Annotated in this window: 4 protein-coding genes; 3 read left to right on the top strand and 1 reads right to left on the bottom strand. The window is 62.0% G+C overall.

All coding sequences use genetic code 11. The features are described from left to right. Nucleotides 1–347: 347 nt before the first annotated feature. The 3 genes from J7367_RS20590 to J7367_RS20600 all read left to right on the top strand — a co-directional run bounded on the left by J7367_RS20590 (nucleotide 348) and on the right by J7367_RS20600 (nucleotide 16,922). Nucleotides 348–2,048, top strand: a complete 1,701-nt coding sequence (locus J7367_RS20590; protein ID WP_057663066.1) for a ShlB/FhaC/HecB family hemolysin secretion/activation protein — start codon at nucleotides 348–350, stop codon at nucleotides 2,046–2,048. A 70-nt stretch (nucleotides 2,049–2,118) separates the two neighbouring features. Next, nucleotides 2,119–16,587 carry a hemagglutinin repeat-containing protein gene (locus tag J7367_RS20595; RefSeq protein ID WP_081027946.1) on the top strand — a complete coding sequence of 4,823 codons (14,469 nt, stop codon included), beginning with the start codon at nucleotides 2,119–2,121 and terminating at the stop codon, nucleotides 16,585–16,587. Then, complete coding sequence (locus tag J7367_RS20600; RefSeq protein ID WP_081027947.1) at nucleotides 16,584–16,922, top strand: hypothetical protein; 339 nt, start codon at nucleotides 16,584–16,586, stop codon at nucleotides 16,920–16,922. The genes J7367_RS20595 and J7367_RS20600 overlap by 4 nt, the downstream gene beginning before the upstream one ends. On the opposite strand, the gene J7367_RS20605 is transcribed toward J7367_RS20600, so the two are convergent. Continuing rightward, nucleotides 16,898–17,117, bottom strand: a 220-nt coding sequence (locus J7367_RS20605; protein WP_209028992.1) for a hypothetical protein, incomplete at its 5' end; no start/stop codon positions are given. The genes J7367_RS20600 and J7367_RS20605 overlap by 25 nt on opposite strands.

Here is a 17,117-nt window from a genome sequence, read left to right on the forward strand (position 1 = left end):
GGATGGTCCCATGCCGCTCATATGTCTGAAGAAGCATCTAACAGATGCGCCGGCTTATCTGCATGATGGCAGACATTGCAGATACCTAGGGTCCCCGATCGTTGATTGACGACGTGAGCGAATCGCCGCTAATCCGCTTTTTAAGTGATTTTCATCACAAAATCAGAAAGGTCGGGTTTTTCTTACAGGATGGCCCCTACACGGCGCGTTGACCGTTTTTTAACATTCCGTCACAGTCGCACCGCATTTCAACGTGCTGACGGATTGCGCCGCCGCCTTGGTGACCAGGCACGTTGATGCGGGCGACGGCGCGCAGTAGCGCGACCGCCGCACAGGGGGCAGGACAGATGTGGATGCGATCGGCGCCTTTGGCGCTGGCGGTTTGCCTGTGCGCAATCGCCGGGCTGGCGGCTGCACAACAGTCGGCACCGACAACGCTGGATCGGCAGGAGCAATTGCGCCAGGCCGAGGAAATTCAGCGTCGCCAGGAACAGGAGCGCCAGGCGCCCTTCGCCGGCCCGCGCGAGGACGCCGACCGTGTGGACGCGCGCAGCACCGTGCTGCCCAAAGAAGACCTGTGTTTTTCGATCACCCGCGTGCGCCTGTCCGGCGCGGGCGATGATGCGGCGCGCTTTGCGTGGTTGTGGACGTCGCTGCGCCGTTACCAAGGCCGCTGCATCGGGCGTGCCGGCATCGACATCATCCGGCGCCGCGCATTGGATCAGCTGGTTGCACGCGGGTTGGTCACCACCCGCATCGGCGTTCCGGAACAGGATCTGTCGCGTGGCGAACTACGTTTCGAACTGATGCCCGGCCGCTTGCGCGAGGTGCGCGTGGTGTCCGAGACCGAAGGCGCGCACTGGAAAACCGCATTGCCGCTGCGTACGGGCGATTTGCTGGATCTGCGTGCCATCGAGCAAGCGGTAGAGCAGTTCAAGCGGCTGCCGTCGCAGGACGCCAAGATCGATATTGCGCCGGGCGAGGCACCGGGCGAATCGGATCTGGTGATCACCTTGCAGCATGGGCGGCGCTGGCGCGGTGTGGCGAATGTCGACGATTCAGGTGTGGAGGCTACCGGTCGCGTGCAAGGTGGATTGGACGTTTCGCTGGATAACCCACTGGGTCTCAACGATCTGCTCAGCATTGGCTACAGCCATGACTTGGCCACGCGCGACGAAGAACGCGGCACACGCGGCAACAGCCTGAGTTACAGCCTGCCATGGGGATGGTGGACGTTTGCGCTGGCGGCATCGTCGTACCGCTATCACCAGCGCGTGGATGGCTTTTTGCAGACCTTCCAATCCACTGGCGAGTCCAGTAACGCGCAGCTGGATATTCAGCGCGTGCTGCATCGCGACGGCACCAGCAAGACCTCGGCCGGTGTGGTGATTGGCCGGCGGCGTGCGCGCAGTTATCTGGATGGCGTGGAGATCGGCATCCAGCGCCGCGATACCAGCAGCGCGGAGTTCTACCTCACGCACCGGCGCTATCTGGGCACGATGCAGCTGGACATGCGTCTGGCGCATCGGCGCGGCACGCCGTGGTTCAACAGCCAGTGGACCGGCTACGACCCGCAGATCGGCTTCCCGACATTTCGCTATGGGGTGACTACGCTGGACATAAGCACGGCCCTGCCGTTCAAGCTTGGCCCGGTACCGATGGCGTGGGAAAGCAGCCTGCGTGCACAGACCGCTGGCGAACTGTTGCTGGGTTCGGAGTTCGTCACCATGGGTGGCCGTTACAGCGTGCGCGGTTTTGACGGCGAAGCGACGCTCGGGGCGGAAAAAGGCGCGTACTGGCGCAATACCCTGAGCTTCCCCGTGCAGCAGATCGGGTTGACGCCCTACCTGGGCCTGGACGCCGGCCGCATCGATGGCACCAGCGCCAGCGGGCTGCGCGGCCGCAGCCTGGTCGGTGGCGCGGTGGGTCTGCGTGGCGGTTGGTTCGGCGCCAGCGTCGATGCATTCGCTGGTTGGGCGATTCACCGTCCCGACGGATTTGGAAGTGCGCAGCCAGCCTACGGCGCGCGTGTGATTTACCAGTTTTGACAGGGATCGCGTCGCCAGCCGGCTGCGCGTTTGTTGATGGATGACGCCAACAGGCGGCGAGAGAGAAACGATGGACAACGAAGCGATGCGCGTGCGTGGTTACCTGGCCGAGCAGGGCAAGCGTGCGCTTGCACTGTTGCTGTGCTGCACGACCACCTGGACATCGTTTCCAGCATGGGCGCAGGTTGCGCCAACCGCCAACCCTGCAGGGCAGACGCCCGGTCAGCAGGTCGCTGCCAATGGTGTGCCGGTGGTGGACATCGTCGCGCCCAATGCACGCGGCATTTCGCACAACCGCTACAGCAACTTCAATGTCGGCCCGAATGGGCTGATCCTCAACAACAGCGCGCAGATCTCCAAGACCGAGCTGGGCGGTTACGTTGCCGGCAACAACAACCTGCAGCGCAGCGGTGCCGCGTCGCTGATCCTCAACGAAGTCACCTCGGCCAGCAGCCGCTTGCAGGGCTATACCGAAATCGCCGGTGCGAGAGCGCAGTTGGTGATCGCCAACCCCAACGGCATTTCCTGCGATGGCTGCGGCTTTCTCAATACCTCGCGCGCCACCCTGACCACCGGCACACCGAACCTGGGCAGCGATGGTGCCTTGAACGGTTTCAGCATCACCGGTGGAGCGCTGAGCATCGGCCGCAACGGTCTGGACGCGTTCAACGTGGATCGACTGGACCTGCTGTCGCGTCAGCTCAGCGTAGATGGCTCGGTCTGGACCAGGGAGCTGGTCGCCGCCGCTGGTGCCGGACGCGTGAATTACGACGGCATGCTGCTGGACGTCCTGCCAGGTGCCGACGGCGCCGCTCCTGCAATCGGCATCGATGTGGCGCAATTGGGTGGCATGTATGCCGAACGCATTCGCCTGATCGCCACCGAAGCCGGCGTTGGCGTGGTGAGCCGCGGCACGTTAGCCGCGCAAAGTGGCGACCTGCAGATCGACAGCGCCGGGCAATTGAGCCTGAGCGGCACCACCGTCGCACGCGATGCCGTGAATGTGCGTGCCACCGGCGCGCTGGATCAGCGTGGCGTGCTCGGCTCGCAGCAAGGCGACGTGTACCTGCGTGCGGCCAACATGACGCTTGCAGGCGACCTGGTCGCCGCCGGTGCGCTGGATGCGCAAGCCGGTGGTGTGGTGAACCATGGTGGCCGCAGTAGCGCGGGGTCGATCCGTCTGTTCGGTTCGCAACTGAATGCCGATGGCAGCTTGCACACCAACGGTGCGCTGGACCTGGGCGCTGATGGATTACTGAGCAGCAGTGGTGTGGCCTATGGCGGCGCGGGCGCGAATTTGCGCGCAGCGCAGATTGCATTGTCCGGTACTTTGCAGAGCGGCGCGGCGATTGCGCTGAATGCCACTACCATCGACGCACTGGGCACGCTGGATGCGGCAACTGCGCTGCGGATCAACGGCAATGGCGATGTGCGTGTGGCTGGATTGGCGCAAGCCGGGCAGGGGGCTGATGTACGTGTGGGTGGGCGCCTGGAACTGCAGGGGCAGCTGATCGCAGCCGATGCGCTTGCGTTGAACGCAGCGTCGATCGACATCGCACAGCGCGCTGCGGTGTCTGCAGGCAACGATCTGGACCTGCGTAGCGCCGGTGCAGTCAATAACGCCGGTAGCGCGTATGCCGGTCGCGATCTGCGGTTACAAGCTGCCAGTGTCACCACTGCAGGCAGTCTGTCTGCCGCACGCGATGCGCAGCTTTCTGTTGAAGGCCAATTGCTCAATAGCGGCGCCATTGTCGCAGGCGGCACATTGGCTGTGGACGCGGCGCAGCTGGCAAGCAGCGGCGATATCGGCAGCCAGCGTGGCGATGCCACGTTGCGTAGTCGCGGCAATCTGCGCCTGAGCGGCAATACCGTTGCAGGCGGGGCATTGGCGTTGGATGCCGCAAGCAGCGCCCAGGTGTCGGGCATCGTGAATGCGGCCAGCGTCAACTTACGTAGCGGCGGTGATGCCAGCCTCTCCGGCACGCTGCAGAGCACGCGCGGCGCGCTGACGGTTGCCGCGGCCAGTGAGCTTGCAAACGATGCCGTCTTACGTTCGGCCAGCGCACTCGATCTGCAGGCCGATGGCGCGCTGCGTCAGCGCGGCCAACTGCACAGCAATGGCGGGTTGCAACTGCGTGGCGGCAGTGTCTCCCATAACGGCCTGATCGATGCTGGCGGTGACCTGCGCATCGCCAGCGCTGGGGCGCTGGCATTGGACGGCACCGTGCAGAGCGCAGGCAGTACGACCTTGCAAGCGGCCGGCGCGCTGGATAACAGCGCAAAGGTGGTCACTGCTGGTCCACTGCAGATGGATGCGTCCAGCCTGCACAACGCGCAAGGCGCGGCATTCTCGTCCGGTGCCGATGCGCAGCTGCGTATCGGCGGCACGCTTGAAAATGCCGGCAGCGTCTACGCTGCCAACGCAGTGCAGATCAGCGCCGATTCGTTGACCCAGAACGGAAGCGTCGGCTCCGGCAACACGCTGTCCGCAACGGTTGCCGGCACGTTCGACAATGCCGGCAATGTGGTGGCCCGCGATGGGCTGCAGATCGATGCCGGCGACTTGCGCAGCAGCGGCCAGCTCGGCAGTGAAGCTGCAGGCGTCGTCTTGGGTAGCCAAAGCGATATCGCATTGCAAGGTGTGGTGGCTGCCGCAACCACCTTGCAGGCCAATGCTGCGGGCGATCTGCAGCAGTCCGGCTCGCTGAAGGCGCAATCCGTAGCGCTGCGAGCAGGTCACGACCTCGCCGCGAGCGGCACGCTGCAATCTGCCTCGACTTTGGACCTACAGGCGCAACGTGACTTGACCTTCACTGCGCAAGGCCAGGCTGGTGGCGACATCGGCATGCGCGCTGCCACGCTGACGACAAGCCAGGATGCGGTCCTGCAGGGCGCCGCAGCGATTGCATTGGATAGCGGCACGATTCATAGCCGCGGCAAGCTCGATGCACGCAGCGATCTGCGTGTACGCAGCCTGGGCGACCTGACGCTGGCGGGTGTTGCGCAGGGCAGCGGCGATGTTGAGCTGACGGCTACCGGGGCGCTGACCAATGCAGCGCAGGTCTTCGCCGGGCGCACCCTGACCGCGCAGGCACAAAGCCTGGAGAACACCGCTGCCGGCGTATTGGCGGGCGATGGGAATGTGGCACTCACCGCGGCAGCACAGTTGAGAAACGCCGGCCGCATACAGGCAGCCGGCGACCTGCAGATGACGGCGGCAAGTCTCGATCAAAATGGCAGCGCATCTGCCGGCAAGACCTTACGCGGCACAGTTGCCGGCACGCTGGATAACCGCGGCAACCTGATCGCCAGGGACGCGCTGCAGATCGATGCAGGCACGTTGCGCAGCAGCGGCCAATTGGGCAGCGAACTGGCCAGTGTTGCATTAAGCAGCCAGGGCGCGATGCAGCTGGACGGTGTGGTTGCAGCCGCGACCGCATTGCAGGCATCGGCTGGCGGCGATCTGCAGCAAGCTGGTTCGCTCAAGGCGCAGTCGATTGCGTTGCAGGCCAGGCGAGACCTCACTGCCAATGGCAGCCTGCAGTCCGCATCCACCCTGGATCTGCAGTCGCAACGCACGCTTGCATTGAACGGTCAGGCATCCAGTGCTGCCGATGCCACGCTCGATGGCGCAACCATCACAACCAGCGCTGTGGCGGTGCTGCAGAGCGGCGCGTCGATTACCTTGGCAGGTAACAGCATCGATAGCCGTGGCGCGCTCGATGCAGCGAATGATTTGACTCTACGTAGTGCGGGCGATCTGACGCTGGGCGGCGTAGCGCAGGCCGGCCGCGACATTGCGCTGACCGCAACAGGTAACTTGAACAACGGTGCCCAAGTAATCGCCGCGCGCGATCTGAGCGTGCAGGCTGCCAGTGCCGCCAATGCGTCTGACGCAACCCTGGGTGCCAAGCGCGATTTGCGCGTCGACGTTGCCGGGGTACTGGACAATCGCGGTAGCCTGCACGGAGAGCGAGGACTTTCGCTGACCTCCGGGTCGCTGTTGCAGCGCGGTCGTGTCTATAGCGGCGATGCGCTGTCGATCGCTTCCAACGGTGCGTTCGAAAACGCAGGCCAGTTGGTCTCTGGCAAAGAGTTGAGCATCACCGCCGGCAGCATTGTCAGTAATGGTCAGCTGGGCTCGGTGACCGGCGCGCTGGCGCTGACCAGCCAGAACGCAATCGCGTTGCAAGGCGTGGTGTCTGCCGCGACCACGTTGCAAGCCACGGCAGGGGGCGACCTTTCACAGGCAGGGACGCTCAGCGCACAGACCGTCGCGCTACAGGCTGGCCGTGATCTCGTTGCCGGTGGCACCCTGCAATCGGCTTCCACGCTGGATGTGCGAGCACAGCGCACGCTGAGCTTGAACGGGCAGGCGCAGGCCGGGACAGATGCGAGCCTGCACGGCAACAGTATCGTGACCGGTCGTGATGCGGTCCTGAAAAGCGGTGGTGCCATCACCCTGGACGGCGCCGCAATCGACAGCCGTGGAACGCTGGATGCCGGGACGGATCTTGTAGTCCGCAGCACAGGCGATCTTGCCCTGGCGGGTGTTGCGCAGGCCAACCGCGATGTCGTGTTGAGCGCCAGCGGTGCACTGGGTAACGCCAGCCAGGTCTTTGCGGGCCGCGACCTTTCGCTACAGGCAGGTTCGATCAACAACGCAGCAGCCGGCGCACTTGCGGCAGCGGGCGGCGTCACGCTGGCGACAGGTGCATTGCAGAACGCCGGCAGCCTGCAGAGCGGCGGCGATCTGCGGATCACTGCAGCCAGCGTGGACCAGAGCGGCACTGCTGTCGCCGGCAAGGCGTTGACCGCCACAGTCACCGGCACGCTGGATAACCTCGGCAGTCTCATCGCCAAGGATGCAGTGCTGGTGGAAGCAGGCACGCTGCGTAGCAGCGGCCAGCTCGGCAGCGAAGCGTCGACCGTGACGTTGACCAGCCGGGGCGATGTTACCTTGCAGGGCGTGGTCGCAGCAGCCAGCACGCTACACGCCGCCGCTGGCGGCGATCTGCATCAGGCCGGTTCGGTCAAGGCGCAGTCCATCGCGCTGCAGGCCGGGCGCAATCTCACTGCAGCAGGTACGCTGCAATCTGCATCGCAGCTTGATCTGCAGGCGCAGCGCACACTCAACCTTGATGGGCAGGCGGTATCCGCGGCGAGTGCGAATCTGCGTGGTGCGCAGATTGCGACCGGGCAAGCGGCAGTGTTGCAAAGCGGCGTCGCGATCAGCCTGGACGGCGCAGCGATCGACAGCCGTGGCGCACTCGATGCCGCCACCGACATCAATCTACGCAGCACCGGCGATCTGGCGGTTGCCGGCGTGGTGCAGGCAGACCGCAACGTGGTGCTGAGCGCAACCGGCGCGTCGACCAACGCCGCGCAGGTCGCCGCTGGCGATGGCTTGACTGTGACCGCAGCCAGCGCGAGTAACACCGCAACGGGCGTGCTGCTTGCGCAAGGCGACACCAGGTTGTCCATCGCAGGCCTGCTCGACAACGCTGGCGTCGTTCGTGCCGGCAATCAGCTCTCGCTTAATGTCGGGTCGCTGCGCCAAACCGGTCAGGCCTATGGCCTGCAGCGGCTTGGTGTCAGCGCCAGCGGTGCGGTGGATAACCGCGGCGATCTGATCGGCGGCAATGCGTTGCGCGTGGAAGCGGGGCAGCTGAGCAACAGTGGTCAGTTGGGCAGCGAGCGTGGCGATGTGGCATTGATCAGCCGTGGCGACCTGCAGCTCAATGGCCGCTTGGCATCGGCAGGGGCGTTCACGGCACAGGCCGATGGCGCGCTGACGCAGAGCGGCAATCTGAGCGCAGCCAGCACACTCGACCTGCGTTCCAAAGGTGATCTGACCATTGCCGGCCAGGTCGCGGGTCAACAACTCGCACTCGTCAGCGATGCGGTTGTACGCCAGCAGGGCACTGTCAGCGGGACAACGGTCGATGTGCAAGGCGCGCGTATCGAAAACGCCGGGCAAACTACTGCAGCGGGCAATTTAAGCCTTCGCGCAGGCGAGATTGGCATCACCGGTACGGTGGGTGCTGGCATTAACGCAGACGGCAGCCTGGGCAGCGGGAGCACACTCAGCCTGGTTGCCGATGGTCAGTTCGCTGCCTCCGGCACACTGCTGGCCGGCGGCAACCTCACAGCGCAGGGCAGTCAGCTGCAGCTGGCTGGGAGCACCACGCGTGCCACCGGCAATGTGGCACTGGCTACCGGCGGTAGCCTCGATCATCGTGGCGGCAATCTGCTTGCGGGCGGCACGCTCACTGTGCAGGCCGTCGGCGCTATCGACAATGGCCGCCTCAACACTGTCGGCGGGCAACTTCAGGCTAACCAGCTGAGTATCGACGGCGGCAGCCTCAGCAATGTCGGCGGTGGTCTGGTGCAGAGCGGCGCGGCTGCGACTCGCGTGGTGATCGGGGGTGCCATCGATAACACCGCAGGCACGCTTGCCAGTAACGGTCAGGATCTGACCATCACCGCTGCCAGCATCGAAAATGCGCAGGGCCGTATCGAGCATGCCGGCGCCGGCACGCTGTCGGTGACCAGCCGCGGTGCACTCGGCAACGGCGGCGGACGTATCCTGACGCAGGGTCAGCTGACCCTGGGCGCCAGCGGTGCCTTGACTAATCAGAATGGTGCTATCGCTGCGGCAGGCGATGCAGCGGTGACCGCTGCCAGCCTCAATAACCTGGCAGGCTCGGTGTCGGCCCGGACATTGAACGTGCAAACCAGCGGCGCAGTCGATAACCGTAACGGCCTGCTTCAGGCCAGCGGTGGTGCGCTGACCTTGCGTGCCGACAGCCTCAGCAATGCCGGCGGTACCGTGCAGGCAGTTGCCAATGCGGGTGCAGGCGGCGGTTTGCGGGTGGAGTTGAATCGCGGTCTGGACAATGGCAACGGCACGATCGGCGCCAGCACCGATGCAGTGATCATTGCAGAAAACATCAGCAGCGCCGGTGGCAATCTGCAGGCCGGGCGCGACCTCAGCATCACTGCACGTGGCCAGTTGGACAATCATCAGGGCGGCAAGCTCAGCGCCGGCCGTGATCTGAGCGTTGCGGTGGCCGGTGCATTGCTCAATAGCGGTGGCCAGCTCGATGCCGGCAATAGCTTGACCGCATCCGCCGGACGGATCGACAACACCCAAGGCAGCATCGTCAACAATGGCAGTGGCCTGACCCGCCTCACCACCGGCGGCGCATTGACCAACACCAGCGGCAATCTGGGCGGGCGCGGCAGTGTGGTAATCGATGCGGCCAGCGTCGCCAACACTAGTGGCCAGTTGGTGGCAGGCGGCGACCTGATCGCCAATACCAATGTGCTGGACAATCAGGGCGGCAGCGTCTATGCCGGCGCCAACTTCCTGCTGCAGCGGGCAGGTGCCACGCTCGACAACCAGAGCGGCAGGATCAAGGCCGAGCAATCGGTTCGCTTGAACCTGCAGAACCTGAGCAATGCCGGTGGCCAGATTGGTGCCGGCAGCGTTACCGGCGGCGTCGGCGATGTGCTTATCGACACGGTCGGCTTCGACGGTGGCGGCAGCATCCTCGCGCAGAACCTGCTGGATCTGACCCTGCGCAGCGACTACACGCATCGCGCCGGCGCCGACCTGGTCAGCAATGGCAATTTCAACCTGCGCGTGGGCGGCAATCTGGTCAACGAGTCCACACTCAAGGCCGCGCGTACCCTGGATATCACCGCCAGCAGCATCACCAACCGCGCCGGCGCCAACATCCTCTCCAACGACACCCGTCTCAACGGCGGTAACGTCATCGACAATGCCGGCAGCGTTTCCGGCAACGGGGCGTTGTTGCTCGTTGCCAACAGCGTCTACAACACCGGCAGCATCGTCGGTGGCAATGTCTCGGTGAATACCGGCACGCTGGTCAATGGTGCCGATCTGGGTGGTGCGACCGACAATGCGGCCTATGGTTCGGCCCTGCTGGGTTCCACCAGCAATATGAACCTGATCGTGCGCGATCAGTTGCTCAATCGCGATGCGCGCATCTTCAGCCTGGGCAATATCGCAATTGGTGGGGCGCAGGATAGTGGTGGCACCTTGGTATCGCGGACCGGGGTGGTGAATAACCTGTCGGGCAGTATCGAGGCCGACGGGAGCATCTTGATTGCGGCCAACCAGCTGAATAACCGGCGGCGTGTCGTTAACACAACCAGCGTTTCTACCGATCCCGGCAACGACGATGTGTATGCGGGTGGTGAGCTGATCGAAGGCAAGGCGATCCGGAACATCCAGGGCGCCCGGGCGCCTTATCCCTACACGGGGCTTGCGCCAGGCATTTATCGCAACTATCAGGTGATCCAGCAGGAACAGCTGTCTTCCGCAAGCGCTGAGGGACGCATCGCGGCGGGCGGAAACATCTTGTTGTCGGGGAGCGTGACCAACAATGCCTCCACCATCGCTGCAGCAGGCGTGTTCGCGGCCAACCAGCGCGGTCTTGGCGGGCTCTCGGACGGGATGATCGTAGGCGGCGAGCAGCTGCTCAACCAGGCGCTGGCGTTGAATCAGACGGTTCGGCAAAGCGATGTGGAACACATCGTCACCGCGATTACCAATGACTGCATGCAGCCGGTCGGGCAGAAGGTCGTGTGCTATTACGAAGAGGAAGATCAGCGGCTGAGTTCCTCAACGGTCAGCAGCAGCTATATCGCCCTGGGCGCCAGCATGACCGGCAACCAAGGCGTCAGCATCAACGGCGCCAACATCAGCAACGGCGCTGTTGGTAGCGATGGCCGCAGCATCAGTGATGCCTCACTGAATGGCGTGGGCGCGCAAGGCGGCTTGAACGGTCGCACTACGCAAAGTGCCGTTGGTGTGGGTGGTCAGGCCGTGGTCGGTCGCGCCAATGGCAGCGCAGGCAGCATCCGCGTTGCCACCGGCACCAGCGGCAGCGCAGGCACGCAAGTCGGCGCCAACACGCAGGACGCCACGCTGGCCACGTCGGGCGGCATCGTCAAGATGTCGGTCGCACCGGTGATGTCCAACGACAGCGTCCTGGTGCGCAGCAGCATCGATCAGGCAAATGTGCAGACCACCGCCGCCGGTACCGGTGTCACCGCAGGTACGAATGGAACCCGCACGCGTGTCGATCCCGCCACCATTCCCGTCACCAACATCGTTGGCGGTGGCCAGACATCGCTGACGCAGATCGATTTGCCCATCGGCGGCCTGTATCGCCTGTCCAATGGCATGGCCACCGATCGCACGGCGATGGGCCGCGCAGCAACCAGCCTGGGCGGCATCAACGCCTGGCGCAGCAACGGCCCTGGCCGTCGCTACCTGATCGAGACCGATCCGCGCTTCGTCAATTACGACAACTTCATCAGCAGCGATTTCCTGCTCGACAAGCTGGGCGTGGACCCGGAGTGGACCCAGACCCGCCTGGGCGATGGCTTCTATGAGCAGCGTCTGGTGCTGGATCAGATCACCCAGCTCACCGGCCGCCGCTATCTGGGCAACTATGCCGACGGCGTGGCGCAGTACCGCGCCTTGCTCGAATCCGGCGTGGCCGCTGCAGGCGAGCTGCAACTAAGCATGGGCGTGGGCTTGACCGCCGCGCAGGCGGCCGCGCTGACGCAGGACATCGTGTGGATGGTGGAGCAGGAGTACCAGGGCCAGACCGTGCTGGTGCCGGTGGTGTACCTGGCGTCCAACTCGCTGCAACTGCGTGGCAACGGCGCGTTGATTGCCGGCGGCAACGTCGAGCTCAATGCCAGCAACGCCATGAACAACCAGGGCGTCATCGCCGGTGCCGATGTCAGCATCACCGCCGGCAACCTGCTCAACCAGGGCCGCATCAGCGGCACTGGCGGCGTGTCGCTGGAAGCGCGTAACGACCTGCTCAATCAAGGCCAGATCCAGGGCCGCGATGTCGCATTGGTGGCCGGTAACAACCTGGTCAGTGAAGCGACCAAGGCCATCAACGGCGTCGGCATCCTGTCGGGTATCACTGCAAGCAACTCCTTGCAACTGATGGCCGGCAACGACATGACATTGACCGGCACCCGCATGCAGGCAGGCGGCAGCGCGGCGTTGATCGCCGGCAACACCCTCAGCCTCACGCCCAGCGCCTTACGCGACGACAACGGCCTGATGCGTGGCGGCGACGCGGTGTCGGTGACCACTGGCAAGGATCTGGTGATGTTTGCAGGCAACGACCTGCAACTGCATGGCGTGACCATCGCCGTTGGTGGGAGCGCGGCACTGCAGGCAGGCAACAATCTGTCGCTGACGCCGACCACCGGCCTGGATGGCAAGGTCGTCACCCGCACCAACATCAGCACCGGCGACAGCCTGCAGTTGACTGCCGGCAACGACCTGACCATCCGCCAGGCCGACGTCAAGGCCGGCGGCGATCTGATCGCTGCGGCGGGCAACAACCTCAACGTCGAGTCCGTGCTCAACGAGACCGAGACCAACAGCTACAACAGCCGCGACGGCAAGACCCGCGTCACCACCACCACAACCACGCAGACCATCGACCAGCAGGCGCTCACCGCCGGCGGCAACCTGATCCTCAGCGCCGGCAACGACGTCAACCTGGTTGCCGCAAAGCTCGATGCAGGCAAGGGCTTGGGGATCAGCGCCGGCAACGACATCAACGCCAGCACGCTGACCACGGTCGACACCAGCGATACGCTCGAGACGCGCGAGCGCTTCAAGCAAACCACCAGCACGAGCGACGAAACCGTCCACGGCACCGAGTTCAGTGCCGGCGGCAACCTCGCCATGCAGGCGGGCAACGACATCACCCTTACCGCCGCATCGGTCGCCACCAAGGAAGGCGGCATCACCCTGGCCGCCGGCAACGACGTCAACCTGCTCGCCGCCAGCGAACAGCACGATGCCGTGCAGGACATGACCAAGAAGAAGAAGGGCACGTTCAGCAGCAAGACCACCACCACGCATGATGAGTGGCAGGACACTGTCGCGGTCACCACCACGCTCAGTGGCGACACGGTACAAATTGCGGCAGGCAACGATCTGCTGTCGCAGGGTGCGCAAGTCGCCAGCACCGGGAATGTGGTGTTGGCCGCAGGCAACAACCTCACGCTGGACACGGTGCAGAACACGCACAGCGAAGAGCATGAGAAGACCGTCAAGAAGTCTGGTCTCTACGGCGGTGGTGGATTCAGCGTCGCCTTGGGCGTGACTAAGAAGACCGACGGCCTGGACGTTACCGAGGTCACCAATACCGGTGGCCTGGTCGGCAGCACCGACGGCTCGGTGACGATGACCGCCGGCAACAAGGTGGCCATCACCGGTAGCGATGTGCTGAGCGCCACCAGCACGACCATCGTGGGTAAGGAGGTCACGATTGCTGCGGCGGAAAACACTTTGGACACGGTGCAGACGTCCAAGCAGCAGAGTGCGGGCATCACGTTGGGTATCAGTGGTGGCGTCGTCGATACCGCATTGGCAGCGTATGGTGCTGCCAAGCGGATTTCCGATGTGGACGACGACAGGCTGAAAGCGCTCTATGCGGCGCGTGCTGCTTACGCGACAGGTGCGACGGTCGATCAAGCAAAAACAACTCCAGACAATTTTTTGGCTGGCTATCAAGGTCAAGCGGTCGGTGGAAATGTGGCAAAACCTGGCAAGGAGCCAGCGAGCGGATTAGAAGGGGCGGGAGCTGCAACTGGCATGAGCTTTCGTCTCGGCATTGGTGCGAGCAATTCGTCAAGCAAGACCAGCACACATGAAGAAAGCACCGGGGGGAGCCGCATCCTCAGCAACGGCAATGTCACCATTGCAGCCACCGGCGGCGACCTCAACGTCATTGGCAGCAAGATTGCCGGCAACAACGTGGCATTGGCCGCAGCAAACAATCTCAACCTGCTCAGCAATCAGGAGACCAACACCACTAAGTTCGAGAACAAGAACGCTGGCGGTGAGATCGGTGTCAGCGTCGGTGCGACGACTGGCTACTATCTGACAGTATCTGCAGGCAAGGGCAGCGCCAAGGGTAATAGCGATTTGCGTGCGGAAAGCGTGGTCACTGCCAACGACACGTTGACCTTGGTGAGCGGCAACGACACTACGATCCAGGGTGCACAAGCTGTTGGCAACAAGGTCCTTGCGAATGTCGGCGGCGACCTGCTGATCAAGAGCGAGCAGGACACCAACGAGTACAAGAGCAAGCAGCAGCAGGCCAGCCTGACCCTGGCGACCGGCTCGGGCAGCGGCGGCAGCTACAGCCAGCAGAAGGTCAACAGCAGCTACACCAGCGTTACCGAACAGAGCGGCATCCAGGCCGGCAATGGCGGCTTCGACATCACGGTGGGCGGCGCCACGAAGTTGGTTGGCGGCGCTATCGCAAGTGCGGCCGATGCCAGCCTCAATCGGCTGTCCACCGGCAGCCTGACGGTCGAGGATCTGCAGAACAAGGCCGAGTACAAGACCAGCGGCGTCTCGGTGGCTGGTGGCACGGGCAGCAGCATGGCCATCGGTACCGGGCTGAGCATGCTGGGCAACTCCAGCGACAGCTCAAGCAGCACGACCAAGAGCGACATCGCCGCCGGCTCTATCCAGATTCGCAATGGGGACCAATCCGCACTAGCAGGGTTGGATCGCAGTGCCACCGAGTTGCAGCAGTCTGGGCTGAAAGAGATTTTCGATCAGAAGAAGATCGAAGATCAGAAAGAGCTGATGGGGCTGGCTGGGGAGATTGGGTTCCGCGCGGCGGGTGATATCGCCAGCAGCATGCAACAGCGAGCGCTAAGCGAATACGCGACGGCATACAGCACCAACGATTCGCAAGGAATGGCCGAAGCTCAGGCCAAGATGGACAGCTGGTCCGATGGGGGCTTGAACAAGACATTGCTGCACGGTCTCACCGGCGCGGCGGTGGCAGCGCTGGGTGGAGGTGATGTGGCGGGAGGCGCACTCGCTGCTGCAGGTGCCGAAAAGGCGAAGCTGGCGATGGCCGGATATCTAAGGGATAACGGGGTCACAAGTGATAGCGAAACCTATCGGGCGTTGATGGAGCTTGGAAGTGCTGCCATTGGTGGAACCCTGGGTGGCCTTGCAGGAGCCAACACCGCTTTGGCCGGCGATCTGTTCAATCGGCAGCTTCATCCTGATGAGCTTGCCAAGATTAATGCCAACGCTGCAGATTTTGCAGCACTGGAATGCGGGCAATCCTGCACACCGCAACAGATCGAAATAGCTCGGCAACGTCTGACCGTTCAAGCGATGCGTCAAACGGACAGTCGCTGGAACGAGGTGCTTGGTATGGGAGGGCAGGTTGCTCAGGACGGGCCTGCATCTAACTTCCTGGATAACATCAAGGCAACACACGGTACTTACACCGACTTTGCGGCCGACTGGCATCAATATAATGACAGTTCGATGTTTGCAGGGAATCTTCGCGGTACGACAGCACTTGACCAGGTATATGGGACAGTTCTTGGAACGGCGGTCAGTGCGACGGATCAACGCTATTTACTGCAGGCGCTTAACAGGACAAGTGCGGGCTGGGCAAACGATTACGTTAGCGGTGTCCTGAACAAGGATGCATGGACGATCGGCACCACGTTCACGGGTGACGTCGGATTTGCTGCGGATGTGACTAGAAACTTGCTAACCGGAAATGTCGATGAAGCACTGAGTGCTGTTGCACAGGAAATACTGTTTGCTAAGGCGGGTGAAGTAGGTGAGGTTGCTGCCGGTAAAATTATAAATATATTCAAGGACGTGTTACAGGTGCGTAAGGAGCTTGATGTTCCTTTACCGAGCGCGGTTAAAGATCCGGCTATTTTTGTTCAGTCGTCAGGCGATTTTGTAGAGGTGCCGGTGCTGAGGCCCAAGCCTTCTGACCCAAGCGTTTTGATTGATTCCATTCGTGATAACAAAGTTGATGTGTCTGGATCAATCAATTATCCCGAGTTGCCGGGCGGCTATGGTGTCCTTGACTCCAGTAGCTCGAATGTCAATGAAGTAGGATTTTTGCCGAACGGATCACGTCGTCTATTAACAAAGGATGGTGAAGTAGTTGTACAAGCGCAGGATGGAGGCATTTATAAAGAAGTAAACTTGTCCTCTGGTGAGAAGGGCGGGTGGAATAAATCTTTAAATAAGCCGGAATCAAACGCTATCTATAATGTTGACGGCAACAAGGTCTACAGGACCGATTCTGACGGGCGAGTCGATTATGTTGAGGCCAACCTGTCTTTGGTGAGTAAGGATCGCAACGGTTATCAGCAGTGTAAAGCCGGCAACTGTGGTCTTCCTGATGATGAGGGAGGGCACCTTATAGCTAGCATTTTTGATGGTCCGGGAGAGAAGTTGAATTTGGTTCCAATGAATGCCAACCTTAATAAGGGTGCTTGGAAGTCAATGGAAAATGAATGGGCAAATGCGCTAAAGAGCAGGAAATCTGTTAAAGTAAAGATAGAACCAATTTATTCAGGATCCGCCACTCGTCCAGATAGTTTCTCGGTAAAATATTCAATCGATGACGGGCGTCCGATAATAATGGATTTCACTAATTCTCCGGGAGGTCGTTTGTGAGTGATCAAGATCTTTATGAAAAAATTGGCCAGCTTTTGATCGATGCAGGACCTGATGGCGCTTGTGAAATAATTGTGAGGGCTGAATTGTTTGATGAAAATGATGGGGGTAGATATGAGTTTGATTATGTGGAGACGACTGGTGAGGTTCACTGGTTTGATCCGGACGGGCGAGCTGTTAGGGATCTAACCGAGCTTCTGGTTAAATTGCGGAAATATTTTTTGTCTTCTAATTTGAGTGGAGGCAAGGTTTGGACACGGTGTGTAATTAATTTAGTGGTTAAAAGTAATAAGTTGGCCGTTAAGTTCTTTTATGGGGATAGCGAAATTTTTTGATCGACATAATTATTTCGCGGCGTTGCATTTTGGGAGATTGCAAGAGTTTTAGGGAAGGTCTGAACAACGAGACCTGACAGGGCGGAAGGTGGCGTCGTTCCGAAGAGTGGCTTTTGGAACTTCGGAATTTCGCCATTTCTGGCGCTTTCCGCGGGAATTTCCCGGTTCACAGACGCACGCTCCCCATCGCCGGCA

The organism is Xanthomonas sp. D-36-1, assembly GCF_017746155.1.
Lineage (GTDB): Bacteria > Pseudomonadota > Gammaproteobacteria > Xanthomonadales > Xanthomonadaceae > Xanthomonas > Xanthomonas cissicola.

Bases quoted from the DNA above. Each gene is read 5' to 3' on its own strand.
- J7367_RS20595 (WP_081027946.1), top strand. From the start codon at position 2,119: ATGGACAACGAAGCGATGCGCGTGCGTGGTTACCTGGCCGAGCAGGGC.
- J7367_RS20590 (WP_057663066.1), top strand. From the start codon at position 348: ATGTGGATGCGATCGGCGCCTTTGGCGCTGGCGGTTTGCCTGTGCGCA.